The 25,442-nt window shown below is 71.5% G+C and carries 29 protein-coding genes; 12 read left to right on the top strand and 17 right to left on the bottom strand.

Annotated features, from left to right (window positions below):
• Position 1: 1 nt before the first annotated feature.
• From ACWGUG_RS10075 to ACWGUG_RS10065, 3 genes are read right to left on the bottom strand one after another with little or no spacing between them, the layout of a single operon-like run.
• Entirely contained in the window at positions 2-727 is a 726-nt protein-coding gene (locus ACWGUG_RS10075) for an ABC transporter permease (RefSeq protein ID WP_336394920.1), read from the bottom strand.
• Positions 724-1,407 carry an ABC transporter permease gene (locus ACWGUG_RS10070; protein WP_452324586.1) on the bottom strand — a complete coding sequence of 228 codons (684 nt, stop codon included), beginning with the start codon at positions 1,405-1,407 and terminating at the stop codon, positions 724-726. The genes ACWGUG_RS10075 and ACWGUG_RS10070 overlap by 4 nt, the downstream gene beginning before the upstream one ends.
• The gene (locus ACWGUG_RS10065) at positions 1,404-2,228 is read right to left on the bottom strand and encodes an ABC transporter ATP-binding protein (protein ID WP_452324585.1); all 825 of its coding nucleotides are present in this window, start codon (positions 2,226-2,228) and stop codon (positions 1,404-1,406) included. Before ACWGUG_RS10065 ends, ACWGUG_RS10070 begins: the two co-directional genes overlap by 4 nt.
• 161 nt (positions 2,229-2,389) lie before the next feature.
• Between ACWGUG_RS10065 and ACWGUG_RS10060 the strand changes: the two genes are divergently transcribed.
• The 5 genes from ACWGUG_RS10060 (at position 2,390) to ACWGUG_RS10040 (ending at position 7,465) form a co-directional block, all read left to right on the top strand.
• A complete protein-coding gene (locus ACWGUG_RS10060; RefSeq protein ID WP_452324584.1) occupies positions 2,390-3,808 on the top strand; it encodes a dihydrolipoyl dehydrogenase family protein in 1,419 nt (472 codons plus the stop codon).
• Positions 3,805-4,299: a DUF427 domain-containing protein gene (locus ACWGUG_RS10055; protein ID WP_452324583.1), complete on the top strand. Its 495-nt coding sequence runs from the start codon at positions 3,805-3,807 to the stop codon at positions 4,297-4,299. The genes ACWGUG_RS10060 and ACWGUG_RS10055 overlap by 4 nt, the downstream gene beginning before the upstream one ends.
• Before the next feature lie 103 nt (positions 4,300-4,402).
• Positions 4,403-4,966, top strand: a complete 564-nt coding sequence (locus ACWGUG_RS10050; RefSeq protein WP_336394925.1) for a PadR family transcriptional regulator — start codon at positions 4,403-4,405, stop codon at positions 4,964-4,966.
• A gap of 103 nt (positions 4,967-5,069) precedes the next feature.
• Positions 5,070-6,770 (top strand): ABC1 kinase family protein, encoded by a 1,701-nt coding sequence (locus ACWGUG_RS10045; RefSeq protein ID WP_452324582.1) that lies wholly within the window; start codon positions 5,070-5,072, stop codon positions 6,768-6,770.
• A gap of 59 nt (positions 6,771-6,829) precedes the next feature.
• On the top strand, positions 6,830-7,465 hold the full coding sequence (locus ACWGUG_RS10040) for a DUF1345 domain-containing protein (protein WP_378884651.1): 636 nt from the start codon (positions 6,830-6,832) through the stop codon (positions 7,463-7,465).
• Here the strand turns inward: ACWGUG_RS10040 and ACWGUG_RS10035 are convergent, their stop codons facing one another.
• Positions 7,466-8,119, bottom strand: coding sequence for an LON peptidase substrate-binding domain-containing protein (locus tag ACWGUG_RS10035; RefSeq protein WP_452324581.1), 654 nt, complete (start codon positions 8,117-8,119; stop codon positions 7,466-7,468).
• Positions 8,120-8,212: 93 nt separating this feature from the next.
• On the opposite strand from ACWGUG_RS10035, the gene ACWGUG_RS10030 reads away from it, so the two are divergent.
• The 3 genes from ACWGUG_RS10030 to ACWGUG_RS10020 all read left to right on the top strand — a co-directional run bounded on the left by ACWGUG_RS10030 (position 8,213) and on the right by ACWGUG_RS10020 (position 10,900).
• Entirely contained in the window at positions 8,213-9,118 is a 906-nt protein-coding gene (locus tag ACWGUG_RS10030) for an SDR family oxidoreductase (RefSeq protein ID WP_452324580.1), read from the top strand.
• 67 nt (positions 9,119-9,185) lie between these two features.
• Complete coding sequence (gnd, locus tag ACWGUG_RS10025) at positions 9,186-10,277, top strand: phosphogluconate dehydrogenase (NAD(+)-dependent, decarboxylating) (RefSeq protein WP_452324579.1); 1,092 nt, start codon at positions 9,186-9,188, stop codon at positions 10,275-10,277.
• Positions 10,274-10,900 (top strand): GyrI-like domain-containing protein, encoded by a 627-nt coding sequence (locus ACWGUG_RS10020; protein ID WP_452324578.1) that lies wholly within the window; start codon positions 10,274-10,276, stop codon positions 10,898-10,900. The genes gnd and ACWGUG_RS10020 overlap by 4 nt, the downstream gene beginning before the upstream one ends.
• 61 nt (positions 10,901-10,961) lie before the next feature.
• On the opposite strand, the gene ACWGUG_RS10015 is transcribed toward ACWGUG_RS10020, so the two are convergent.
• Positions 10,962-11,417 (bottom strand): SRPBCC family protein, encoded by a 456-nt coding sequence (locus ACWGUG_RS10015; protein WP_336394931.1) that lies wholly within the window; start codon positions 11,415-11,417, stop codon positions 10,962-10,964.
• A gap of 222 nt (positions 11,418-11,639) precedes the next feature.
• Between ACWGUG_RS10015 and ACWGUG_RS10010 the strand changes: the two genes are divergently transcribed.
• Entirely contained in the window at positions 11,640-12,302 is a 663-nt protein-coding gene (locus ACWGUG_RS10010; RefSeq protein WP_452324577.1) for a hypothetical protein, read from the top strand.
• A gap of 57 nt (positions 12,303-12,359) precedes the next feature.
• On the opposite strand, the gene msrA is transcribed toward ACWGUG_RS10010, so the two are convergent.
• The 4 genes from msrA to ACWGUG_RS09990 form a co-directional block, all read right to left on the bottom strand.
• The gene (msrA, locus tag ACWGUG_RS10005) at positions 12,360-12,914 is read right to left on the bottom strand and encodes a peptide-methionine (S)-S-oxide reductase MsrA (protein WP_452324576.1); all 555 of its coding nucleotides are present in this window, start codon (positions 12,912-12,914) and stop codon (positions 12,360-12,362) included.
• Complete coding sequence (gene msrB / locus ACWGUG_RS10000; RefSeq protein ID WP_452324575.1) at positions 12,911-13,378, bottom strand: peptide-methionine (R)-S-oxide reductase MsrB; 468 nt, start codon at positions 13,376-13,378, stop codon at positions 12,911-12,913. Before msrB ends, msrA begins: the two co-directional genes overlap by 4 nt.
• Positions 13,379-13,488: 110 nt before the next feature.
• Positions 13,489-14,067 (bottom strand): hypothetical protein, encoded by a 579-nt coding sequence (locus ACWGUG_RS09995; protein ID WP_336394935.1) that lies wholly within the window; start codon positions 14,065-14,067, stop codon positions 13,489-13,491.
• Positions 14,064-14,930, bottom strand: coding sequence for an endonuclease/exonuclease/phosphatase family protein (locus ACWGUG_RS09990; protein ID WP_452324574.1), 867 nt, complete (start codon positions 14,928-14,930; stop codon positions 14,064-14,066). The genes ACWGUG_RS09995 and ACWGUG_RS09990 overlap by 4 nt, the downstream gene beginning before the upstream one ends.
• A 153-nt stretch (positions 14,931-15,083) precedes the next feature.
• Between ACWGUG_RS09990 and ACWGUG_RS09985 the strand changes: the two genes are divergently transcribed.
• Together ACWGUG_RS09985 and ACWGUG_RS09980 are read left to right on the top strand one after the other, a co-directional pair.
• Entirely contained in the window at positions 15,084-16,049 is a 966-nt protein-coding gene (locus tag ACWGUG_RS09985; RefSeq protein ID WP_336394937.1) for a TIGR03885 family FMN-dependent LLM class oxidoreductase, read from the top strand.
• Entirely contained in the window at positions 16,046-17,707 is a 1,662-nt protein-coding gene (locus tag ACWGUG_RS09980; protein WP_452324573.1) for an alpha-amylase family protein, read from the top strand. The genes ACWGUG_RS09985 and ACWGUG_RS09980 overlap by 4 nt, the downstream gene beginning before the upstream one ends.
• A 13-nt stretch (positions 17,708-17,720) precedes the next feature.
• Here ACWGUG_RS09980 and ACWGUG_RS09975 read toward each other — a convergent pair whose 3' ends face one another.
• Positions 17,721-18,677 carry a hypothetical protein gene (locus ACWGUG_RS09975; protein WP_452324572.1) on the bottom strand — a complete coding sequence of 319 codons (957 nt, stop codon included), beginning with the start codon at positions 18,675-18,677 and terminating at the stop codon, positions 17,721-17,723.
• A gap of 63 nt (positions 18,678-18,740) precedes the next feature.
• Positions 18,741-19,541 carry a glycosyltransferase gene (locus ACWGUG_RS09970; protein WP_336394940.1) on the bottom strand — a complete coding sequence of 267 codons (801 nt, stop codon included), beginning with the start codon at positions 19,539-19,541 and terminating at the stop codon, positions 18,741-18,743.
• A gap of 350 nt (positions 19,542-19,891) precedes the next feature.
• On the opposite strand from ACWGUG_RS09970, the gene ACWGUG_RS09965 reads away from it, so the two are divergent.
• Positions 19,892-20,236: a DUF2200 domain-containing protein gene (locus tag ACWGUG_RS09965; RefSeq protein ID WP_378884490.1), complete on the top strand. Its 345-nt coding sequence runs from the start codon at positions 19,892-19,894 to the stop codon at positions 20,234-20,236.
• On the opposite strand, the gene ACWGUG_RS09960 is transcribed toward ACWGUG_RS09965, so the two are convergent.
• From ACWGUG_RS09960 to ACWGUG_RS09935, 6 genes are all read right to left on the bottom strand, one after another.
• A complete protein-coding gene (locus ACWGUG_RS09960; RefSeq protein ID WP_378884487.1) occupies positions 20,167-21,030 on the bottom strand; it encodes an FAD:protein FMN transferase in 864 nt (287 codons plus the stop codon). The two genes, ACWGUG_RS09965 and ACWGUG_RS09960, sit on opposite strands and share 70 nt — an antisense overlap.
• Positions 21,027-21,611 (bottom strand): FMN-binding protein, encoded by a 585-nt coding sequence (locus ACWGUG_RS09955; RefSeq protein ID WP_452324571.1) that lies wholly within the window; start codon positions 21,609-21,611, stop codon positions 21,027-21,029. The genes ACWGUG_RS09960 and ACWGUG_RS09955 overlap by 4 nt, the downstream gene beginning before the upstream one ends.
• Before the next feature lie 23 nt (positions 21,612-21,634).
• Positions 21,635-23,056: a ferredoxin reductase family protein gene (locus ACWGUG_RS09950; protein WP_452324570.1), complete on the bottom strand. Its 1,422-nt coding sequence runs from the start codon at positions 23,054-23,056 to the stop codon at positions 21,635-21,637.
• Between the two features lie 35 nt (positions 23,057-23,091).
• A complete protein-coding gene (locus tag ACWGUG_RS09945; protein WP_452324569.1) occupies positions 23,092-23,553 on the bottom strand; it encodes a hypothetical protein in 462 nt (153 codons plus the stop codon).
• An 84-nt stretch (positions 23,554-23,637) separates the two neighbouring features.
• A complete protein-coding gene (locus ACWGUG_RS09940) occupies positions 23,638-24,681 on the bottom strand; it encodes a sensor histidine kinase (RefSeq protein ID WP_452324568.1) in 1,044 nt (347 codons plus the stop codon).
• Positions 24,678-25,358 (bottom strand): response regulator transcription factor, encoded by a 681-nt coding sequence (locus ACWGUG_RS09935; protein WP_378884473.1) that lies wholly within the window; start codon positions 25,356-25,358, stop codon positions 24,678-24,680. Before ACWGUG_RS09935 ends, ACWGUG_RS09940 begins: the two co-directional genes overlap by 4 nt.
• Positions 25,359-25,442: the final 84 nt, after the last annotated feature.

Here is a 25,442-nt window from a genome sequence, read left to right as displayed (position 1 = left end):
GTCAGCGGGACAGCTGGGGGACGGGGGCGAGCGCCTGCGCCGCGGCCTCGCGGCGCGAGCGGGGACCGTCGGTGCGAGGCACAGCGAAGCGGGCGAGAAGGGCGAAGAGGCCGTCGAGGGCGAGCGCGAGCGCGACGATCACGATGGAGGCGCCGAGGATCTGGTCGAACCGGCGCAGAGCCAGCCCCTGGATCAGATAGAACCCGAGGCCGCCGAGGCCGACATAGGCCGCGATGGTCACCGTGGCGACCACCTGGAGAGTGGCGGACCGCAGTCCGCCGATCAGGAGTGCGAGTCCGAGGGGCATCTCGATCCGGAACAGGATCTGCCACTCGGTCATTCCCATCGCGCGCCCGGCATCGATCACGGAGCGGTCGATCGCCTCGACGCCGGCGTACGCACCGGCGAGGATCGAGGGGATCGCGAGGAGCACGAAGGCGGCGACGGCGGCCTCGGTCTTCTGCGAGACCCCTACCAGCAGCACGAGCAGGACCACCAGGCCGAGCGCGGGGAGGGCCCGCGCGGCGCCGCTGAGGAAGACGACCACGTCGCGTCCTCTCCCGGTGTGGCCGACCGCCCAGCCGACGGGGATGGCGATCACCGCGGCGATGGCCACGGAGCCGAACGTGAACGCCAGGTGCTGCGCGATCGCGGTCGGCAGCGGAAGCGAGCCGGTGAGGCGGTCGGGCGAGAAGATCCAGGCGAGGGCCTCGGCGAGGAGATTCACGTCGCCACCGCCGTCGACACCGCCCGCCGCTGCGAGGCGCGCGTCGGCGAGGTCCTGCGCACCCAGGGCATCAGCGCGCGGCCGAGGAGGACCAGGAGCAGATCGATCACCAGCGCCACCACCACGACGGCCACCACTCCGGCGAAGACCTCGGCCACGATCCGCCGCTGCGACCCGTTCGTGAAGAGATAGCCGAGGTTCTGCACGCCCACCAGGGCACCGACGGTGGCCAGCGAGATCGTCGACACCGCGGCGACGCGCAGCCCGGCGAGGATGACCGGGCCGGCCAGCGGGAAGTCGACCGTCCAGAAGCGTCGCCAGGTGCCGTAGCCGACGGCGACGGCCGCGCTGCGCGTGGCGGGATCGACCGAGGCCAGGCCCTCGGTGACCGATCGGGTCATGATCGCGACGGCGTAGATCGCCAGCGCCACGATCAGGTTCAGTTCGGACAGGAACGGGATGCCCAGCAGCTGCAGCAGCGGGAACAGCGCGAGGGACGGGATCGTGTACAGCAGCCCGACGACCGTGAGCACCGGGCCCCGCAGCCGCGTGTACTGGAACGCGAGCCACCCGATCGGGATGGCGACGGCGAATCCCATGACGATCGCGATGGCGCTCTGCCGCAGGTGGTCGACCGTGAGCGCGCCGATGAGGTCCAGGTTGTCGAGCACCCAGCTCACGGCGAGTCCTCCACCAGCACGCCCTGCGTGCGCCCCGCGGCATCGACGAGCACCGTGCCCTGCGGCGTCTGCTTCGCCCGCAGCGCGCGAGTGCCGCGCTCTGCGCCGATGAAATCGGCGACGAAGTCGCTCGCGGGGTTCTCGATGATCTCGCTCGGGCTGCCGATCTGGGCGACGCGGGCGCCGTTCTCGAGGATCACCACCTGATCGCCGAGGAGGAACGCCTCGTCGATGTCGTGCGTGACGAACACGATCGTCTTGTGCAGCTCCCGCTGGAGCCTGATGATCTCGGCCTGCAGCTCGCGTCGCACGATGGGGTCGACGGCCCCGAAGGGCTCGTCCATGAGGAGGATGTCGGGATCGACGGCGAGCGCCCGCGCCACGCCGACGCGCTGCTGCTGCCCACCGGAGAGCTGACTCGGGTACCGCTTGGCGAGCCCTCGCTCCAGGCCCACGACATCCATGAGCTCGAGGGCGCGCCGCCGCGCCTGCGCCCGCGGCACGCCCGTGAGCACCGGCACCGTGGCGATGTTGTCGACGACCGAGAAATGGGGGAGCAGGCCCGCGCTCTGCAGCACGTACCCGATCCCGCGCCGGAGTGCGACCGGGTGGCGCTGCGAGATCGGTTCGTCGTCGATCGTGATGACGCCGTCCGAGGGCTCGACCAGGCGGTTGATCATGCGCAGCAGCGTCGTCTTGCCGCTCCCCGACGAGCCGACGAGGACCGTCGTCTTGTGTGCGGGGAGAAGCAGGCTGAAGTCATCGACGGCGAGGGTGCCGTCCGCGAAGCGCTTGGAAACCGCGCGGAATTCGATCGCCATGCTGTCCTTTCGGCGGAGAACCCAGAAAACCACACGTCGACGACATCGGGCCCGTTGATGCCGGATCTTGACCTGCGCGCATCGTCTGTGCTGCGGCCCGGCCACACTCATCACGAGGGCGGGTCTCGCCCGCCGTCGGGGGGCGCCGCTACGTTGGGCGCATGACTGCTCGGGAGTACGACCTGATCGTGATCGGCGCGGGGCCCGTCGGCGAGAACGTGGCCGACCGCGCGAGACAGGGCGGCCTGTCGGCCGTCGTGGTCGAAAGCGAGCTCGTCGGAGGCGAGTGCTCCTTCTGGGCCTGCATCCCCTCCAAGGCGCTGCTGCGGCCTGGCGCCGCCCTGCGTGCCGCCCGGGCCGTCGGCGGCGCCGCGCAGGCGGTCACCGGCACGGTCGACGTGGCGGCGACGCTGCGCCGGCGCGACGTGCTGGTCCACGACTGGGACGACAGCTCACAGGTGGAGTGGCTGCACGGGGCGGGCATCGACCTGGTCCGCGGCCACGGACGCCTGAGCGGCGAGCGGGAGGTCACCGTGGCTGCTGCGGACGGCGCCGAGACCGTCCTGCGGGCCCGCCATGCCGTGGCCGTGTGCACCGGCTCGGCGGCGCTGGTGCCCGACATCCCCGGCCTGCGCGAGGCGCAGCCCTGGACGAGCCGGGACGCGACCGGCGTGCGGGACGTCCCGGCGTCCCTCGCGATCCTCGGCGGCGGCGTCGTCGGAAGCGAGATGGCGACGCTCTACACGTCACTCGGCGCGGAGGTGACGGTCATCGCGCGCTCCGGTCTGCTGCGCGGGGTCGAGCCGTTCGCCGGTGAGGCGGTGGCGCAGGCGCTGACGGATGCCGGCGCCGACGTCCGCACCGGCGTCGAGGTCGAACGTGCCGGCCGCGACGCCGACGGTGTCGTGCTCACGCTCTCCGACGGGTCCGAGGTGCGCGCCGCCGAGGTCCTGGTCGCCACCGGGCGGCGGCCCCGCACGGAGGACCTGGGGCTCGGGGCGGTCGGGCTGGCGCCGGGCGACTGGCTGGATGTCGACGACACGCTGCGCGTGCGCGGCGTGGACTGGCTCTACGGCGTGGGCGACGTCAACCATCGCGCCCTGCTCACGCATCAGGGCAAGTATCAGGCCCGCGCGGCGGGCGACGTCATCGCAGCCCGCGCGACGCAGCGCGAGGTCGACGACGGCCCCTGGGGAGCGCACGTGGCGACAGCCGATCACTCGGCGGTGCCGCAGGTCGTCTTCACCGATCCGGAGGTGGCCGCGGTCGGGCACACCGAGGAGTCGGCTCGATCCACGGGCCTGCGCATCCGCGTGATCGACTACGACCTCTCATGGCTCGCCGGCGCGAGTGAGCACGCCGACGACTATCGCGGGCGCGCCCGCGTCATCGTCGACGAGGATCGCCGCATCGTCGTCGGGGCGACGTTCGTGGGACAGGACGTCGGCGAGATGCTCCACGCCGCGACGATCGCCGTGGTCGGCGAGGTGCCGATCGACCGCCTGTGGCACGCGGTGCCGTCGTACCCGACGATCAGCGAGGTATGGCTGCGCTGGCTCGAGGAATACGGTCGCCCATGAGACCCGAGCCCGATCCCGTCGGCCCCGGCCAGGAGTCGGTGTGGGACTACCCCCGACCGCCGCGCGTCGAGCGGGTCGCGCGGCGGGTGCGCATCGAGCTGGGCGGCCGGGAGATCCTCGACACCGACGATGTCGTGCGCGTGCTGGAGACGAGCCACCCGCCCGTCTACTACCTGCCGATCGCGGCGTTCGCCGACGGCGCACTCACGCACGGGGAGGGCTCCTCGTTCTGCGAGTTCAAGGGCGGCGCGCGCTACTTCGACGTGCGCGGCGGCGGCGAGGTCCGGCCACGGGCGGCGTGGACGTATCCGCGGCCCGCGGCCGGCTACGAGCAGCTGGCCGATCGGGTGGCGGTCTACGCCCGTGACATGGACCGCTGCACGATCGACGGGGTCGAGGTGACACCCCAGCCGGGCCGCTTCTACGGCGGGTGGATCACCCCCGACATCGCCGGCCCGTTCAAGGGCGTTCCGGGCTCCATGGGGTGGTGACCTCTCAGCGGTGACACAGGGAACACCCAGGCCGGTGCCCTTCCGCACCGATATATCGGTATGTATCGTCGGGGTATCGGCAGACGCTCGTTAGGAGACAGCCATGAGTGGTTCATTCCCCGGTTTCGGTTCGCGTCCAGGAGGTCAGGGCAGTGGCCTGCCCAACAGCCTGTGGGACGCGATGGATCAGTTGCGCGAGGCCTTCGAGAAGGGATTCTCGCCGCGCGTCGCCAAGGGCGACGTCCGTGCGGCGGTGCTGGCGGTGCTGGCGGAGAAGCCCATGCACGGATACCAGATCATCCAGGAGATCGAGGCGCGCAGCGACGGTGCGTGGAAGCCGAGCCCCGGCTCCGTCTACCCGACTCTCCAGCTGCTCGCCGACGAGGGACTGGTCGCGGCGGAGGAGTCCAACGGCAAGAAGACGTACTCGCTCACCGAGGCGGGCCGGGCCGAGGCCACGGCGTCGGCCGAGGACAAGTCCGCGCCGTGGGAATCGTTCAGCTCACGCGACACCGGTCGCACCTCGGCGCTGCCCAAGTCGGGTGCCAAGCTCGCACAGGCCGCCGCCCAGGTCGGTCGCAGCGGCACGCCGCAGCAGGTCGCGCAGGCTGTCGAAGTGCTCGACGAGGCGCGGCGTAAGCTCTACTCGATCCTGGCTCAGGACTGATCGCCGGCCGCGTGCCGGCAGACGCCGGCCCGAGCCCGCGGGTTCGACGGGGCGTGCGATCCCGGACGATCGGGATCGCAGGCACCGCGATCTAGGAGATTCGATGGCCGACGTCGGGAACACGCGCGCCCGCTACCGCGGGATCCTCCGGTTCGCCGGACGCTACATGGTCCAGGCGTGGTGGTACGAGCTCTTCCTGCCGCGCCTGGGGTTCGGCGCCCTCGCCGCCCGCGGGCGCGCCCGACGGCTGCAGACGATCGCTCGCCGGTTCCATGTGCTCGCCGTGCAGTACGGCGGGCTCATGATCAAGGTCGGCCAGTTCCTGTCGTCGCGGCTCGACGTGCTGCCGCCCGAGATCACGAAGGAGCTCGAGGGGCTCCAGGACGAGGTGCCGCCGGTCGCGTTCCCGGCGATCCGCACACTCGCCGAGGCGGAGCTGGGCGTCCCGCTCGGGCGCGCGTTCGAATGGGTCGACGAGTCCCCCGTGGCCGCGGCATCCCTCGGCCAGGCGCATCGTGCGCGGCTCACCCAGGCCGACGCGGCCGAGACGGGGTTCGCGGACGTCGTGATCAAGGTGCAGCGCCCGGGGATCGAGGCGATCGTCGACGTCGACCTCGCCGCCCTGCGGCGCGTGGCGGCGTGGCTGAGCCGGGTGAAAGTGGTCCGCGACCACGTCGACCTGCCGGCGCTGCTGGAGGAGTTCGCCTACACCAGCCGGCAGGAGATCGACTACCTCCACGAGGCGCAGAACGCCGAGCGGTTCGCCGCCGACTTCGCCGGCGACCCCCGCGTCGGCGTGCCGGACGTGGCGTGGGAGCGCACGACGCGGCGGGTCCTCACCCTGGAGGACGTCACCGCGATCAAGATCAACGACGTCGACGGGCTTCGCGCGGCCGGCATCGACCCCGGCCACGTCGCCATCGAGTTCGCCGACGTCATGTTCGATCAGCTGTTCTCGAACGGCTTCTTCCACGCCGATCCCCATCCGGGGAACATCTTCGTCACGCCCGTCGAGCGCGGCACCCGCGAGGGCGGGAAGACATGGAAGCTGACGTTCATCGACTTCGGCATGATGGGCGAGGTGCCCGACGGGCTGCGCCACGGGCTGCAGCAGCTCGTCATCGCCGTGGCGTCGCGCAACAGCGCCAAGATGATCGAGAGCATCCGCGCGGTCGGCGTGCTGCTGCCGTCCGCCGACACGAACGAGCTGGAGCGGGCGATGACGGCGCTGTTCGCCCGGTTCGGCGGGATGGGCTTCGCGGAGCTGCAGAAGGTCGACCCGCGGGAGTTCCGTGCCTTCGCCACGGAGTTCGGCGACGTGGTGCGCTCGCTGCCCTTCCAGCTGCCGGAGAACTTCCTGCTCATCATCCGCGCCGTCTCGCTGACCAGCGGCATGTGCAGCTCGCTCGACCCCGAATTCAACGTCTGGGACGCCGTCGAGCCCTACGCCGACCGCCTCCTGCGCGACGAGCGGGGCAACGTGGTGCAGGCGTTCGCCCGCGAGGCCGCCTCCACCGCGGCCGTGGTCGCCCGCCTTCCGCGCCGGCTCGACGACATGATCACGCGCGCCGAGGACGGCCGGCTCGTCGCCGACGCCCCGAAGCTCGAGCAGCGCCTTCGCCGGCTGGAGCGCATGGGGCGCCGCGCCGTGTCCGCGGTGCTCTTCGCCGCGCTCCTGATCAGCGGCGCCGTGCTGCGCGCGGAGGATCTGTTCGTGGGCACCGTGCTCATGGTCGGGTCGGTGATCCCGCTCCTGCACACGCTCTTCGCGGGCTTCGCCGGGCGCCAGGGCCCGGGCGACTGAAGCCACCCGCTACGGTGTCACGGAGGACCTGACTGCGGGGGTGACCAGTGCTCGGCGTGATGATGCTGCGGGTCGCGGACCTGCTCGTGCAGCTGGGCCTCATCGGGATCGGCCTCGCGATCATCCTCGTGGAGGATCCCGACAGCACGTTGGACGCGCTGGCGCTGTGGTGCGTCATCGGGGGCCTGTACTGGCTGGCGTCGGTCATCGCGGTGGCGATCAGCGTGCGCCGGTCCGAAGTCGCGGCACCCGCGTGGCTGGGGCGACTCGACCTGCACCCCGCGGTCGCCGTCGTCAGCGTGACCGCCACATTCCTGGCGAGCATCGTCGGGATCGTCGCCGCCATCGAGATCCTCATCCTCCGCGACGACCCCGACTGGGCCGGGTGGGTCGAGCCGGTCGCGATCTCGGCCATGCTGCTGTCCTGGGCGCTGTACCACTGGGGGTTCGCCCGCATCTACCACCGGCGCTTCCGGGTCGCCGACGTCGCCCCCCTGGTCTTCCCCGGCACGGACGCGCCCCGGATCGCCGACTTCGTCTACTTCTCGTTCACCAACGCCACGAACTTCTCTGTCTCCGATGTGCAGGTGATGACGACGCGCATGCGGTGGACCGTCGTGTGGCACACCGTCACGAGCTTCTTCCTCAACGCGCTGATCATCGTGCTCGCCTTCAGCACGATCATCAGCGGCTGATCAGCCCGCCGGCGAGTAGCCGCCGCCGTCCGCCGGGCCCGCGGTGATGACGGGCTCGATGTCGAGCGTCAGGTCGATGATCATGCGAAGGAGCCCGCCCATCGTGGTCGACTGCAGCAGCGAGTAGCGGTCGAGCTCGCCGAGCGGGGCCAGTGCGGCCAGCTGCCACGCGGCCTCGACCGGATCGTCCGACAGCGGGGTGTCGGCATCCCATCGCACGATCTCCAGGCCCCCGGACTCCGCGCCGGACGCGCGGGCGACGACGCGCCGCACGATGGCCTCGGCCTCGCCGCGCAACGCCGTGAGGGCATCGTCCCACTCCAGTTCCGGCACAGCGTCGACGCGTGCTCTCGGGTGGGGGTCGTCGTCCAGCCACTCCGCCACCTCGAACCGGTCGCCCCCCACCGCGACGGCGTACATCGCCTCGCTCGCCGCGTCCACCCGGATGAGGCGGGCGAACGTGCCGACGCCGGTGCGGATGTCGCCGCCCCCGACCTCGCGTCCTCGCTCGATGAGCACGACGCCGAAGCGCGGGTCCTCCTCGTCGAGCAGCCTGCCCAGCATGGTCAGGTAGCGGGGCTCGAACATGCGCACGAGGAGCGGCGTGTGGGGGAACAGCACACTCCCCAGCGGGAACATCGCCACCTCGCGCATGGCTCAAGTCAAGCACGCGGCCGGCCAGTAACGGCCGTTCCGTCCCGGCGCAACCCCCGTCACGCCGGCGCGCGGCGTGCCTAGCGTGGCCCCATGACAGGCGAACAGCGCGACCAGTACACGTTCACCAACCCCGCCGAGCTGTACGCGGACTTCGATCCGAAGAAGCAGCGTCAGCCCGAGCCGGGTCTCGACGCCGAGCTGCAGCCGAAGGCCGATCTGGGCGAGGGGACGTATCGGGGCACCGGCCGGCTCGCCGGTCGCAAGGCCCTCATCACGGGTGCGGATTCCGGGATCGGCGCGGCTACCGCGATCGCCTTCGCGCGAGAGGGCGCGGATGTCGCGATGTCGTACCTGCCGGAGGAGGAGCGGGACGCGCAGCGCGTCGCGGGGATCCTCCAGGATGCCGGCGTGACGGCGCTCACCATCCCCGGCGACCTGCGCGATCCGGCCTACTGCCGGGACCTCGTAGAGCGAGCGGTCGGGGGGCTCGGAGGCCTGGACATCCTGGTCAACAACGGCGGCAAGCAGATCTTCAACGAGGATCTGACGACCCTCGACGACGAGCAGTTCGACGACACCTTCAAGACCAACGTGTACGCCATGTTCTGGATCACCAAAGCGGCGCTGCCGCATCTGAAGCCGGGATCCGCGATCATCAACACCACGTCGATCCAGGCGTATCAGCCGTCGGAGATCCTCGTGGATTACGCCTCGACGAAGGCGACGATCAACGCCTTCACCAAGGCGCTCGCGCAGCAGCTGGCGCCGAAGGGCATCAGGGTGAACGCGGTGGCTCCTGGGCCGATCTGGACTCCGCTGCAGGTGACCGACGGCCAGCCGCAGGAGAAGATCGAGAGCTTCGGCGAGCAGACGCCGCTGGGACGTGCCGGTCAGCCGGCCGAGCTCGCGCCGGCCTACGTCTTCCTCGCGTCGGCGGAGTCCAGCTACGTCGCCGGCGAGACCCTCGCCGTGACCGGCGGGTCCCCGACGCCCTGAGCCTGCCTAGACTTCGACCACGGGCCTCCGTCCGCGAGGCGCCCGACCGACGAGTGGAGGAGCGGCGATGCAGCTGGGAATGGTGGGACTCGGCCGGATGGGCGGGAACATCGTCCGGCGCCTGATGCGCGACGGGCACGACTGCGTGGTGTACGACGTCAGCCCCGACGCTGTCGCGACGCTGGCCGGCGAGGGGGCCGAGGGCTCGACGAGCCTGGCCGAGCTCGTGTCGAAGCTCGAGGCGCCGCGCGCGGTGTGGCTCATGATCCCGGCGGGCCTCACGGGCACGGTGGTGGACGAGGTCGCAGCGCTGCTCGACCCCGGCGACATCATCATCGACGGCGGCAACTCGAACTACCGCGACGACGTGCGGCGCGCGGTCGCGCTCCATCACACCGGCATCCACTACGTCGACATCGGCACCAGCGGAGGCGTGTTCGGGCTGGAGCGCGGCTACTGCCTCATGGTCGGCGGCCCCGACGAGGCGTTCCGGCGCATCGAGCCGATCCTCAGGACCATCGCACCGGGCAGCGGGGAGGCTGCTCGCACGCCGGGCCGCGACGGCGACTTCGCACCGGAGGAGCTCGGGTACCTGCACTGCGGTCCGTCCGGTGCCGGGCACTTCGTGAAGATGGTCCACAACGGCATCGAGTACGGCGTGATGGCGGCGCTGGCCGAGGGGCTGAACATCCTCGAGCATGCCGATGCGGGTGTGCGCGAGGCGGAGCACTCCGCCGAGGTCGCCCCCCTGGAGGAGCCGGAGTTCTACCAGTTCACCATCGACACCCCGAAGGTCGCGGAGCTGTGGCGCCGAGGCTCGGTGATCTCCTCCTGGCTGCTGGATCTCACGGCCGCTGCCCTGCACGGCAACCCCACGCTCGACGGGCTTGCGGGGCGCGTCTCGGACTCCGGCGAGGGGCGCTGGACCGTCAAAGCGGCCGTCGACACCGGGGTGCCGGCGCCGGTGCTCGCGGCCTCGCTGTTCGAGCGTTTCGCCTCGCGCGACGAGGACCGCTTCGCCAATCAGGTCCTCTCGGCGATGCGCCTGCAGTTCGGCGGACACCAGGAGCTCCCGGCGGGCGATGTCCTGGAGGCCGGCGGGCGCAAGTCCGAGTCCTCCGCCGGCGGTCAGTCGCGCACCGCCGAGGACGCCGGGTGACGAAGGTCGACCTGAAGCGGACCATCCCCTCCTACACGGCGCCCCGGGGTGCGTTCGAGGTCGTCGAGGTGCCGCCGCTCCGCTACCTGATGGTGGACGGCCACGGCGACCCCAACGCGTCCGCGCAGTACACGGATGCGGTCGCGGCGCTCTTCGGCACGGCATACCGCCTGAAGTTCCTCAGCAAGACCGAGCTCGGCCGGGACTACGTCGTCATGCCGCTCGAGGGACTGTGGTGGTCCGACGACATGGCGACCTTCACCACGTCGCGCGACAAATCCCGCTGGAGCTGGACGATGATGATCCTCGTGCCGGAATGGATCGAGGAGGTCCATGTGGAGCGCGCCCGCCGGGCGGCCGCCGAGAAGGGCGACTCCGCCGCCCTCGGCTCGCTCCGGCTCGGAGATCTCGCGGAGGGCACCTGCGTCCAGACGCTGCACGTCGGCTCGTACGACGAAGAGGCACCGGTCCTGGCCGACATGCACGAGCGGTTCATCCCGGCGCACGGGCTGCGCATGACCGGGCGTCACCACGAGATCTACCTCACCGACCCGCGCCGGTCGGCGCCCGAGCGGCTGCGCACGATCCTGCGACAGCCGGTGGAGCCGGCCGCCCGGGACTGACGACGCAGCGGATGCCGCGCCCCAGCCGGGGCGCGGCATCCGCGGGTCTGCTGAGCCCGTGTCAGCGCGGCACGTCGCCGCGCCAGGCTCCGGTCTCCTGCGGGGCCTTCTCGATGAACTTCTTGAAGTTCTCGAGGTCCCGCTTCACGGCGAAGTTGTCGGCGCCCACGACGGCCCCGACCTTCTCGACGACGCCCGTCGGCTCCCAGTCGATCTGCACGGTGACCCGGGTGCTGGTGTCGGTGAGCTTGTGGAACGTGACGACGCCGGCGTGCACGGTCTCGCCGTCGATGCTGCGCCATGCCACCCGCTCGTCGGGGTGCTGCTCGGTGATCTCGGCGTCGAACTCGCGCTCGACCGGCCCGACCTTGACCTTCCAGTGGTTGTGGGTGTCGTCGATCTGAGTGATCGACTCGACCTCGTCCATGAACTTCGGGAAGGTCTCGAACTGGGTCCACTGGTTGTACGCCATGGTGACGGGCACGTCCACGTCGATGGTCTCGATGATCTGACTCATGCCCCCAGCCTGCGCGTCGGCCCCGCCCCCTCGCACCCTCTTGACGGGGGATGTCGAAGCACGTATTGGCCGCACACATGGCCTACTCAGGCGCCGTCTGATAATTCTTGTCTTCGACTGCCCGCCGCCCGGCGCGGGCGTCGACTCGTATACCCGATGGGAGAACGCATGCGTGCACGGCGATCGAGGCTCGCTCTGAGCGGAGCTCTAGTAGGACTGGCCATGGCGCTCGGGCTGGCGGTGTCGCCGGCGTCGGCCGCTCCATCGGGCGGCGTTCAGACGGCCACCGCGGCGTACTCGTGCGGAACGTTCGAAGGACTCGCGCTGACCCAGTCGACGGTGAGCTACACCGGTGTGACGCTGCGGTCGGGCGAGACGATCACGGCGAAGATGTCCCCCGCCGCGACGGGCGACAAGATCATGCTGAGCGTCGCCCGCGGCTTCAGCATCACGATGTACTCGGCGCCGGCCACCACCGGTCTCGCGTTCAAGGCTCCCGCCGACGGGACGTACAACCTCGGCTGGTCCCTCGAAGCGGCGGGCACGCGCCCGTCCAGCATCACGTGGACCTTCGACTGCTCGACCTCTTCAGGCACGACGACGCCCATCGTGGCGGATTCGGACCGGGACGGCGTCGCGGATTCGGCGGACGCCTGTGCGGCGACCGTCCTGCCCGATGCGATCAGCAAGCCCGTCGCGGGCCGCTACTACGCGAAGTCCACGGGCGCATTCGTCGACGGCACCGGTCGCTCGGCCAACCTCACGGTGGTCGACGCCGGCGGCTGCTCGGCGGGCCAGATCGCCAAGGCTCTGCGGCTGAGCGTGAAGGACTCCAAGTCGGGCATCACGCTCACGCAGCTGCAGTCCTGGGCTTCCACGCACTGAGCGAACAGAACGGATGCCGCGACCCGGCGGGTCGCGGCATCCGTTCGTGCTCTTCGCCTACGCGGTGGCGTCGGCGCGCTTGGGCAGCACCCAGCCCGCGCGCGGGAAGTGGCACGTGTACCCGTTGGGGATGCGGATCAGGTAGTCCTGGTGCTCGGGCTCGGCCTCCCAGAACGGGCCCGCGGGCTCGATCGTCGTGACGGCCTTGCCCGGCCAGAGCCCGGACGCGTCCACGTCGGCGATGGTCTCGCGCGCGACCTGCTCCTGCTCGGGAGAGAGCGGGAAGATCGCCGACCGGTAGCTGGAGCCGATGTCGTTGCCCTGACGGTTCAGCGTCGACGGGTCGTGGATCTGGAAGAAGAACGCGAGGATGTCGCGGTACGTGGTCTTCGTCGGGTCGAAGACGATCTCGACCGCCTCGGCGTGACCGGGGTGCTTGCGGTAGGTGGCGTGCGCGTTCTCGCCGCCGGTGTAGCCCACCCGCGTATCGAGGACGCCGGGCTGGCGGCGGATCAGTTCCTCCATGCCCCAGAAGCAGCCGCCCGCGAGGACTGCCGTCTCGGTGCCGGGGGTGCGGGTGATCTCGCCGGTGTCGAAGGGACCGCTGGTCATGATGCGTGCTCCTGGTTCTCGGTGGTGAAGAGGTGTCGGTAGGCCCCGTAGCCCGCGTCCTCGAGCGACGAGGCGGGCACGAAGCGCAATGCGGCCGAGTTCATGCAGTATCTCAGGCCGCCGGCCCGCCGTGGGCCGTCGCGGAAGACGTGCCCGAGGTGGCTGTCGGCGCCCGATGACCGCACCTCGGTGCGCGGCATCAGCAGCTTCCAGTCGGTCTTGGTGGCGACGGCGTCGGGCTCGATCGGCTTGGTGAAGCTCGGCCACCCGGTTCCGCTGTCGTACTTGTCGGTCGATGAGAAGAGCGGCTGGCCGGAGACGACATCCACGTAGATGCCGGGCTCGTGGTTGTTCCAGTACTCGTTGCGGAAAGCCGGCTCGGTGCCGTCCTCCTGCGTCACGCGGTACTGGGCGTCGGTGAGGCGGCTCAGTGCCTCGGGGGTCCTGCGGTACTCGTTGCTCACGGTTCCTCCTGATGTGACGCCGCTGGCAGCGGCGTCATTGAGGGAGAACGGATGCCGCGCCGGTTTTGGTCCCGTGAACCTGGGAACGCGCTCTGAGTTCCTGTCGGAGGTCAGTCCTGTTCCTCCAGCAGCCTGACGCGGGCGACGAGGAGACCAGCAAGAAAGCCCCCGAGGCCCCCGGCGGCCATGTCGCCGATCGAGTCCTCGTAGGCGACGTAGATCTCCTCCGAGATGAACCGCCAGCCGATCCACTCGAGCATCTCCCACACGGCGCTGAGGGCCATCCCGAGGCTCGTCACGAGCAGGAGCGGCGTCGCAGGCCGCGTGTCCGGCGCCAGCGGCGGCGGCACGAGCTCGAGTCGCGAGAGCAGGAGGTACGCCATGGCGGCCACCATGCCGGTGAAGACGAAGTGCACGACGAGGTCCCAGCCGAGCACCGTCTGGTACAGCAGGAAGACGTTGCTCCAGGCTGCCACGAGCACCGTGACGCAGAAGGCGATGTCGAAGCCCGGTCTCACTCCCACGAAGCGGGGGAGGACGAGCCCGAAGAGGGCGAGGGCGAGCACCCCGGCGTCGGCGGGCGCCCACCAGACGAACCCGGCGACGACGCTGAGCGGTCCCAGCACCCGGATCGCGTCGGCGATCCACTCGCCGGCGCCGCTCGGCGGTCGGAGGAAGCGCCGGATCACGGCCGTGTCCGCTGTGGTCGCACCGTCACGACGGCCTGCACGGGGAGGTGGTCGGACGGCCACACGTCCTCGTGGCGGAAGGCGTTGATCGCCACCCGCGCCACGGCGACATCCGGCGTCACGACGATCCAGTCGATCCGCGCCCTGTCCGGTCGCGGCGTGCGGTAGCCGGCGAAGGTGCCGACGGATGCCGTCACTCGCTCGTCGGCGGCGGTCCAGGCGTCGCGCAGCGAACCCCCGCCGAGCAGCGCCCGGAGGGTGCGCGACCCCTCGCCGGCGTTCAGGTCCCCGGTCAGGATCGCCGGGCCCGGATCGGCCATCGCCAGCAGGGCCTCGACCGAGCGGATGCGGGAGCGGGGCGAGAACGGATCGAGGTGGGTGTTGACGGCGGTGAAGACGAGCCCGGTTCCCCGGTCGCGAAAGCGCGCCGTCACCGCGATGCGGGGGATGAGGTTGCCCCACGAGCGCGAGCCCGGCTCGCGGGAGTGCTCCGACAGCGCGGTCTGCTCCCATTCGACGAGGTCGAGACGTTCGGCGTCGAAGAAGAGCGGGCAGCCCTCGCCGGTGCCGCGCGGGCCGTGACCGCGTCCGATGAAGCGGTAGCGCGCGCCGAGCGCGTCCCGCATCGCCTCGGCCTGATCCGGCAGCACCTCCTGCGCGCCCACGATGGTCGGCTGCTCCATCCGCAGGAGAGCCCTGACGGCGGCCTCGCGGTGACGCCACCGGTCGGCGCGACGCCACGCGAGTCCGTTCATGCGGCGCCGGACGTTGAAGGTCATCACGTGGAGCTCCGGCGCGGCCACGGGTCCGATGAGCGGCCCGGATCTGCGCTCATCTGCGGGCGTCGTCGGTCGGGTGTGCATTGCTCACGGTACGCAGATCCCTGCCTGCGGACGCAAGGGCTTGCGGCCTGCCGCTGACTCCCGCCGCGCGGACGGTCGGGCGCGGGTGTAACCGACACCGCGCCGGATCTCAAGGGCTTCCCGGATGGACGGCCCGCGCGGCAGACTCGCTGGATGGTCTTCGTAGGCTTCCACGCGTCCCATGAGCAGATCCTGCCCAGCGACCTGCTCACCGCTGTGCAGCAGGCCGAGGCGGCCGGGTTCGACGGCGCCATGTGCTCCGACCACCTCGCTCCCTGGAACCCCCGGCAGGGCGAGTCGGGCTTCGCCTTGAGCTGGCTGGGCGCCGCCCTCGCGCGGACGGACTTCTCCATCGGCATGGTCAACGCCCCCGGTCAGCGATACCACCCCGTCATCGTCGCGCAGGCGTTCGCGACGCTCGAGGAGATGTTCCCCGGGCGTTTCTGGGCCGCGCTCGGCAGCGGCGAGGCGATGAACGAGCACGTCACCGGCGACCCCTGGCCTCCCAAGGATGTGCGCACCCGGCGCCTGGGCGAGAGCGTCGACGTGATCCGACGGCTGCTCACCGGCGAGGAGGTGACGCACGACGGGCTGGTCACGGTCCACCGTGCCCGCCTCTGGAGCCGGCCGGTCGAGCCGCCGCCCCTCATGGCGACGGCCGTCAGCGCCGAGACGGCGGCGTGGGCGGCGTCGTGGGCCGAGGGCCTGGCCACCGTCGTGCAGGCGCCGGACGCGCTGGAGCGGGTCGTCGACGCCTACCGCTCGAACGGCGGGGCCGGCCCGTGCGTGCTGCAGGTGCACGTGAGCATCGCCGAGACGGACGCCGAGGCGTACGCGATCGCGAAGGACCAGTGGCGCAATGGTCTCGTCTCACCGCCGCTGGCGTGGGATCTCGAGCAGCCCGAGGACTTCGACGCGGCGGTCGGCGAGGTCGACGAGGCGAAGCTGCGCCAGGCGGTCCTCGTCGATCCCGACCCCGTCTCCCTCGCCGAGCGGATCGAGGCGCTGGTGAAGATCGGGTTCGACCGCGTATACATCCACCACGTCGGCCGTGACCAGTCCTATTTCCTGGGTGCCGCGGAGTCCGGCATCCTGCCCCGCCTGAAGGAGGCGCGATGAAGATCACCGATACCAGCGACCTCTGGTGGAAGAACGCGGTCATCTACTGCCTCGACGTGGAGACCTTCCTCGACGGCAACGGCGACGGGGTGGGTGACATGCGAGGCCTCGCGCAGCGCATCGACTACCTCGCTCAGCTGGGGGTCACGTGCCTGTGGCTCATGCCGTTCTATCCGTCGCCGGATCGTGACGACGGGTACGACGTCTCCGACTTCTACGGCGTGGATCCGCGGCTCGGCGACCACGGCGAGTTCGTCGAGATGATCCGCACCGCGAACGATCGCGGAATGCGTGTGATCGTCGACCTCGTCGTCAACCACACCTCCGATCGGCATCCGTGGTTCGTCAGCGCCAAGCGGAGCGTGAACTCGCCCTACCGCGACTACTACATCTGGCGGGACGACGCGCCTCCGAAAGGGCAGAAGAACGCGGTCTTCCCCGGTGAGGCGGACGGCATCTGGACGAAGGACGAGGCGTCCGGGCAGTGGTACCAGCACAGCTTCTACGAGCACCAGCCCGACCTCAACATCGCGAACCCCGCGGTGCGCGACGAGCTCGCCCGCGTGATCGGGTACTGGCTGCAGCTGGGCGTGGCGGGATTCCGCGTCGACGCGGTGCCGTTCTTCCTCGAGATGCCTCCGGGCGCGCAGATCCCCGACCCCCACGAGCTGCTGCGCGACTTCCGGCGATTCCTGCAGCGCCGGTCCAGCGAGGCCATCCTGCTCGGCGAGGTCAACCTGCCGTACGACCAGCAGGTGGACTACTTCGGCGGCGCCGACGCCAACGAGCTGTCGATGCAGTTCGACTTCGTCGGCATGCAGGCGTTCTACCTCTCGCTCGTGCGCGAGAACCCCGCCCCGCTGGTCGAGGCGCTGTCGTCCCGCCCGTCGCTGCCCGTCGAGGTGCAGTGGGCGAACTTCCTCCGCAACCACGACGAGCTCACGCTCGACAAGCTCTCCGATGAGGAGCGCGAGGAGGTGTTCGAGGCGTTCGCGCCCGACGAGCGGCAGCGGGTGTTCGGAAGGGGCATCACCCGCAGGCTGCCCCCGATGCTCGGCGATCCGCGCCGCATCCGCATGGCGTACAGCCTCATGTTCACGCTCCCCGGAACACCCGTGCTCTTCTACGGCGAGGAGATCGGCATGGGCGAGAACATCGACATCCCGGGGCGCACCGCGGTGCGGACGCCGATGCAGTGGACGTCCGAGAAGAACGGCGGCTTCTCGCAGGCGTCCCCGTCACGACTCGTCGCGCGCCCGCCGGGGGACGGCTATGCGCCCCAGCACGTCAACGTGGCGGATCAGATCGAGGATCGCGGCTCGCTGCTGCACTTCTTCCGCGACCTCATCTCGCGGTACCGCATCTCGCCCGAGCTCGGGTGGGGAGACTTCGAGGTGCTCGAGCAGCCGGTCGACGCGATCCTCGTGCACTCGCTGCGCGCCGACGTCGGCCGGATGGTGGCGATCCACAACCTCGCCGGCGTCCCGGCGACCACGCGGTTCGCGCTCGCCGAGGAGCCGGAGGGCACGGCACTGGTCGACCTGCTGGGATCGGATCGCCTGCCGCTGGACGATCGCGGGGGAGTGGAGCTCGAGGTGCCGGCATACGGCTACCGGTGGCTGCGGGTGTCGCGCCCCGGGGACGGCCGCGTGTCGTAGCCGGCCGCAGCCGTCAGGAGACGGCGGCGGACCGCCGGTCCCGCCGCGCCCTGGCGACGGCCCACCGCACGAGCAGGCCGATGACGGCGACGGCGAGCGCGGCGACGATGGGCCGCAGGGCCAGCTCCGGGATGAACAGCGCCATGCGGAACACGGAGACGCCGTAGTCGATCATGTCGAGGGGGTCCCGCGCGAGCGCGCGGCTCCCCGCCGCACTGGCGATGCCGGTCATCGCGGCCGGAGCGATCCAGATGAGGGCCAGGCTCACCAGTGCCGCCAGCACCCTGCCGACGGTGTTCACCCCCGTCCACGCGATCGCGATCCCGGTCAGCACCGGTGTCACCCACTGCAGCAGCCACACGATCGACGAGAGCGTGCCCTGGTCCGTCGTCAGCAGCGGCTGCACCAGCCCCCCGGCCCAGGGCGCGGCGGCGATCGCCCCGAGCGTGAGGCCGAGGAGCGCGCCCGCGCGCGGGGCGCGCGCGATGAGCAGGACAGACACCAGCCCGACGAGGAACGAGACCGTGCACACCGCCACCAGCGCCCCCAGATAAAGCGTGGAGATGCTGCGTTCCTGCAGCCCGTCGCGCACGACGAGAGCGGACTGGGTGATCGCGGCGGCCTGAGCGGCGAGCAGGCCCAGGGCCATCAGCGGGAACCCGCCGCGGGGGAGCCGCTCGGCGGTGGCGCGGGCGACGATGCCGGCCGCGGCGGACCCGACGACGATCAGGCCGAACAGCAGCGTGAGGGAGTATTGGCTGAACGGCAGCAGGACCAGCGGCATGTCCCCGGGCGCGGTGTCGACGGCCCACAGGTCCTGCAGCGGCAGACGGGGCCCCCTCACGAGCCACGGCAGCAACCCGGCGAGCGCGGCGCCGATGCCGATGACCGGGCATGCCCAGAGCGGAATACGTCGCGGAGCGGGCTCCGGCGGCGGTGCCTCCTGCGTCGTCGCTGCGACCTCGCTCATCGGTCGGCTCCCTCCTGGCGTCGACGCGGTCGGCAGAGGACCGCATGCGCCGTGCGCGTCAGCCTAGCGCCACCGCCGGGAGGCGACGAGGGCTGCGGCGCGGCGGTTCCCGCGGCACCTCGCGCGCACAGCGCGCAGCGTGCGGCGGGACCATCGCACCGGCGGGAAGTCGCGGGGGAGATGCACCATGACGGTCCGCAGGCCGCGCTCGACACGGCGCGCGAAGTCGCGGACGCTCGTGAACGGCCGCATCGACATGCCCATGCGGGCCCTCGGCAAGAGGCGGATGCGTCCGCGCTCACCGAGGTGGAACGACAGGTCCATGTCGTCGTGCAGCTCCGCGTCGTCACGGTGAACGCGGGAACGGATGCTGCGCCACGCGTCTCGCCGCATGCCGAGGTTCGATCCGAACAGCGGGGGATGACCGAGCGTGATGGTCATGACGGCGGCATAGGAGCCGAGGTAGAGGACGGCGAGCGGACCGCGCAGGCCCGGCGGACCGTCGATGAAGCGCGCGCCGCCGGTGAACGCGGCGACGTCCGGGCGTGCGGCGAACGCGTCGGCCATCGTCCCCACCCACGACGCATCCGGAACGCAGTCGGCGTCCAGTCGCAGGATCAGATCCCCGGTGGCGGCGTCGTACCCGGCCGCGCTCGCCGCGGGGATGCCGGGCGTCTCGCACCGCTCCAGGCGGGCGCCGAAGACGCGGGCGACGCCGGCGGAGGCATCCGTCGATCCGTTGTCCACGACGACCACCTCGTCCGGCGGCCGGGTCTGGCGCGCGAGCGCCTGGAGGCACCGCGCGAGCTCGGTGTCGTCGTCCTTGACCGGGATGACGACCGAGATGCGCGGAGCGTTCGACATGGTGACATTCCATCCGAGGCGCTCGGAGCGCGAGAAGGGCCTTGACCTCGGATGGCCCGATCGGTGACGGCCGGCGGCGCGTCACGCCGGGGCTCATGGCGTATCAGGGCGTCGCGTCCTGTGTCAAGGCCGAGTCGGGCGGAACAGGGCGACGTACGCTTGCAGGGCAGGCAAGCAAAGCAGCGCGGGGCGGTCGAGCTTCGGCGTTCGGGTCGCCGTCCAGTCTCCCGTAATCGCGCGATGGTCCCGGTGGGAGGGCTACCCACCGGGACCATCATTGCCTGTGCCGGTCGATCGGCCGCACGGCGCACCCGTCGAATACGCCGGCCGCCGTCGAATACGCTGGCCGCGTGCACCGCATCTACACGACGAGCTTCGCGTCGGTCTACCCGCTCTACGTCGCCAAGGCGGAGAAGAAGGGCCGCACCGGCGAGGAGGTCGACGAGGTCATCCAGTGGCTGACGGGGTTCGACGACGCGGAGCTTCGCCGGCATCTCGCCGAGGGCACGACGTTCGAGGACTTCTTCGCGGACGCCCGCCTCAACCCCCGGGCCTCGCAGATCACCGGCGTGATCTGCGGTGTCCGCGTGGAGGGGATCGAGGATCCCCTGATGCAGCAGATCCGCTACCTCGACAAGCTCGTGGACGAGCTGGCGAAGGGGAAGCCGATGGAGAAGGTGCTGCGGCCCGCCTGATCCGGAGTTGCCGCATCGGCGACGCTGACCTCCACCCCCTCGAGCCACCGCCGCACCCGTCCGCCCGGTCCGACGATCATTCCGCTGGTGCGGCCGGCGCGCGCGATCCAGGTGAGGTCGTCGACGCCGGCGACCACGGCGGCGGTCGCCCACGCATCGGCGTGCGAGAGCGCGTCGGAGACCACCGTCGCCGAGGCGGCGCCGGTCGCGGGCGTGCCGGATCGCGGATCGATGATGTGCGGGCCGCGCTCTGCGCCGCCGGACGTGGCGATCGCCCCGTTGCGTACGGACGTGACGGCGAGCACCCGCGAGCGGTCGGCCGGGTCGACGATCCCGACCTTCCAGGTCCAGTCGGCGTCGGGAGCCGTGAGCAGCTGCATGTCCCCGCCCGCGTTGATCCCGGCAGCGACGACGCCCGGGCGCGCGAGGAGCGGCGCGAGGTGGGCCCGCGCGACGCGCTCGACCGACCATCCCTTGACATACCCCGTCGGGTCGAAGGCTCCCGCCCAGGTCGCGGAGAATCGGCCGGACGTCTCGACCTCCGCTTCGGCGCACGCCTGGGCCACCTCGGCGACCCAGCGGGAGGCATCCGCCATCACCAGCTCGCCGCGCGCCATCCGCGAGATGTCGGAGTCGTCGCGATACGGGGAGAAGACCGCGTCGGCCGCGCGGAGCTCCGCGAAGCACGCGGATGCCGCTGTGGTGAAGGCGTCCTCGTCGACATCGCCCACGACGTGCACGCTGATCGCGGTCCCCATGATGTGGGCGACCTCGACGTGGCGGCGGCCCCTCATGAGCGGGCCTGATCGATCGCGCTCTGCAGGGACTCCCGATAGCCCTCGCTGGTGTACGTCGCACCCGAGACCATGTCGATGTCGGCGGAGTGCGCCTCGGCGGTCTCGGAGACCAGCACGGGCAGCGCGCGCTCGTTGATCTGCCGGTCGCGCGGATTGCTCGACGGGTACTCGGGCACCTGGACGTCCGTGATCACCCCGCCGGCGACCGTGATCTGCACCTGCACCGGACCGAATCGGGTGTTCACGGTGTCGCCGGTGAAGGTGCCGTCCGCGAGGGATGTCACGTCGGAGGATCCCGATGTCGCGCCGGTCGAGCCGGTGGCGGTGCCGGCCGAGCCGGAGCCGGCTCCGCTGTCCGACGCGGCGCCGGAGCCGGCTCCGCTGTCCGACGCGGCGCCGGAGCCGCTGTCTCCCGCGCCGCCGCCTGTGCCGGCCCCGGAGTCCGACGACGTCGAAGACGAGCTGGGCGGGGTCTCCGCGGCGAGCGACGTCACGTTCTCGACGTGCGACGTGCGGTAGCTGAACAGCAGCACGAGGCCGCTGAGGGTGGCGAGGATGCCGTAGACGATCTTCTTCATGGCGACTCCTTGGACTCCGGGGGTCAGATCGAGAACGATTCGGTGTGGATGCGGTCGCGGGTGACGCCCGCTGCGCGCAGATCGCCGGTCACCGCATCCATCCAGGCCGGAGGGCCGCACACGAACACGTCGTACTCGTCCAGGTCGGCGGCGAGGAAGCGGAACACATCGGCGCCCTCCCACGCACGGTGCGAGTCGGGGAGCCACGGTGCGCCGGAGGCGGCGCGAGGCCCGTCGAGAGCAATGTGGCGGACGCCGCGGTCGCGCACGAGCCCCTCGATCGCGGGGCGCCGCAGCGCCGCCTCGGCGGCGGAGTCGCGCGTCACGAGGACCGCGTCTCCGGGCGCGTAGTCCTCCGACTCGAGCAGGGACACCAGGGGCGCCACGCCGGCGCCGGCACCGAGAAGGAGCAGCTTGCCGCCGCGCCGGGCGTCTCCGGTCAGTCGGCCGTAAGGGCCCTCGATGAGCACACGCGTCCCGCGTGCGAGCCCCGCGAGCCGGGCTGTGCCGTCGCCGACGACCCGGGCCGAGATCGTGAGGGCGTCGTCGCGGGGCGCCGCGGCGAGCGAGAAGGGGTGACCCCGGGACCAGCCGCGTCCGCCGAGGAACCGCCACACGAAGAACTGCCCGCCCCGCGCACCCAGCCGGGAGAGCCCACGGCCGCTCATCGTCACCGTCACGCCGCCGACGCCGTCGGCGGCGACGTGGGCCACCCGGAGGTTGTGGCGCCGCGAGATCAAAGCCGGCTGTGCCAGTCGGAACGCCACGACAGCGCCGGCGGCGACTGCCCACAGGGTCCACCAGTACGCGGTGGCCCACGGCGAGGCGGTGAAGTCGGCCCCCGACCACAGCTGGTGGGGGATCGCGATGCCCACGCCGACGTAGGCGTAGAGGTGGAGGAGATGCCACGACTCGTAGCGAAGCCGCCGGCGCGCACGGCGGAGGGAGGTGACGGTGACGAGCACGATGAGCGCCGTACCGGCCGTTGCGAGGAGCACGCCGGGGTAGTCCCACACGAACTGCCAGAGCTGTGCCGGCAGACCGACCTGAGCCACCGCGGCGTAGCCGACCACGAGCAGCGCGATGTGCGCGAGCATCAGCCAGAACGACCAGAAGCCGACCAGCCGGTGCATGCGGGTGATCCCGTCACGCCCGAACCCCCGCTCGAAGAGCGGGACGCGGGCCATGAGCAGCACCTGGTAGAGCAGGAGGTTCGCCGCGACCAGCCCGCAAAGCCGGCCGGCGGCGTTGACGGCCTCGGGCCCGCCCGCGAGCACGGCGTCGACGCCGCCCCCCGACACCCACAGCTCGGCGACGAACAGGCTCGTCAGCCAGATGACGACGACCGCCGCGGCGTTCCAGGCCGCGGCGCGCCTGCGGGCGGGCGCTGCGGACGACGGATGCCGCACGCCGGCCAGGACGGGCGGGGAAGCGATCGTCGCCATGGCGTTCTCCTCGGTGTCTCTCGTGAGTGACGGGGTCAGGACCCGTCGCCGTCGGCGCCGTCGTCGGTGTCGTCGTCGAGGTCGTCACCCTGGCCCGGCGCCCCTCCGGGGCCGCCGTCCTGCCACCGGCCGTCCGGCCCGCCGCGCCCCGCCGGCCCATCGCCGGGGAAGTCGTGGTCGCCCTGGTTCCAGCCAGTAGGCACCCCCGCGACGGAGGCGGCGCTGCTCGCCGCCCAGCCGGTGCCGAATCCGATGCCCAGCAGGAGCAGGGCTGCTCCGGCCGCTCCAGCGATCCGCACCCACAGCCGGCGGAGGAGCGGGGGCTTCGCGGGTGCTGTCGTCGACGCGGGTTCGGTCGGCGCCGCTCCCGTCGACGCCGCTCCGGTCGGCACCGGTGCCTGAGGCGAGGGCTGCGGCGGGTGAGCGGGGATGGCTGCGGTGGGGGACGGCTCGGCCGTCGGTGCGGTGCCGGCGGCCGGTTCGGTGTGATCGGACATGGAGCCACTGTCCCGCCGCGGTTCAAAGAATGCGCAAAGAGTCAGCCGATCTGGGCATTCTCATAAGGTCGCGAGGGGCAACGCTCAGCGTCGACGGGTCTCCGCGCGCCGGCCCGAGGCGGGCAGGTCGATGAGGAACGTGGTGCCCGCGGACGAGGTGGTCTCGATGGTCACCGTCCCGCCGAAGCGCGTCGCGATGTCACGGACGAGCGCGAGGCCCAGACCGAAGCCCCTGCGGCTACCGGCGCCGGGGTCGTCCCCGGCGCGCGCGAAGCGATCGAAGAGGCGCTCCGGGTCGGCGGCCGCGATGCCACTGCCCTCGTCGGCGACCCGCACCTCGACACGGCGGCCGGCTCTCCGCCCCTCGACGCGGATGGTCGACCCGGCCGGCGAGTAGCGGACGGCGTTGTCCAGCAGAGCGATGAGGGCACGGGTGAGCGCGGTCGCATCCGCACCGGCGTCGAGGCCGGGGGACGCGCTCACCCCCAGGCGGACGCCGCGTTCGGCGGCCCTCGGTGCGATGACCGCGATCGCAGCCTCCGCTGACGCCGCGACATCCGCCGTGGCGCTCCCGTCACCGCTGACGGCGCCCGCCGTCTCGGCCGACAACAGCAGCTCGGTGAGCACCGCGTCCATCACCGCCGCATCGCGGCGGAGATCCGCCAGCACCGCCTGGACGTCGCCACCGCGTTCCGAACGGTGCTGGGCGAGCTGGATGCGGCTGTCCAGCGTGGTGAGCGGCGTGCGCAGCTCGTGGCTGGCGTCCGCGACGAACGCGCGCTGGACCTCGAGGGCGTCCGCCAGCGGCTGGGCCGCGCGCCTGGACGCCCACCAGGCGATGAACCCGAGTGCGATCACGCCCACCAGCCCGACCAGGATCGCCGCCGGGACGACGGCGTCGAGATCGATGACACGATCGCCCGGCCCGTCCCAGCCGCCGGCGGGCGGGCCGTCTCGCAGCGGCCCGTGCTCCGGTCGCGACGTGGCGAACAGCACGGCCACGGTGACCGCGGTGATGGCGGCCACCACGGCCGCCGAAGCGATCGCGACCCACAGCCCGGCCCGCAGCGCCGCCTGCTGCACGCGGCGACGGTCGGCGGTGGTGGCGGCATCCGTACGCGTGCTCATCGCGGTGTCCCGCTGCGGTACCCGCGGGCCCGCACCGTCTCGATGATCTCGGGCGTCGACTTGCGGCGGATGTAGTGCACATACGTGTCCACCGTCGCCGCTGAGCCGCCGGGGAAGACGTCAGCGAGGATCTCGTCGCGGGAGAACACGTGCTCAGGGCTCGAGGTGAGGAGCGCAAGCAGCTCGGACTCGGCGTGGGTGAGGGCGATGCGCCCTTCGGTGGGGGAGTACAGGGCCTGCGACGCCGGCGTGAAGACCCAGTCGCCGAGTTCGCGGCGGTCGCCCGCGCCACGGCCGCGTCGCAGAGCGCGCAACCGCGCGCGGAGCTCCGCGAAGTCGAACGGCTTCAGCAGGTAGTCGTCGGCGCCCGCATCCAGTCCGCTCACGCGGTCCTCCAGCGCGCCGAGCGCGGTGAGCATGAGTGCGGGCGTCGCGATGCGCGCGGTCCGGATGGCGTGGACGAGGTCGACGCCGGACATGCCGGGCAGGCGCCGGTCGATGACCATGACGTCGTACCGGCGTGCCAGCGCGAGGGCGAGCGCCTCCTCGCCGGTCGCCGCGCGATCGACGTCGTACTCGTCGCCGAGCACCTCGACGACGATCCGGGCGATGTCGCTCTCGTCCTCGACGTAGAGCAGCCGGGGTGCCGTCGCGCGCGCGGGGGACGGAAGACTCACGCCTTCAGTCTCGGTCGCGCGGCTCGACGGGCGGGGTCGCCTGCCTATCGATCCGCTATGACTTCGCTGTGCCGCCGGTGGCGG

Source organism: Microbacterium sp. NPDC055455 (genome assembly GCF_053619935.1).
This window is presented reverse-complemented; position numbering and strand designations above follow the sequence as displayed.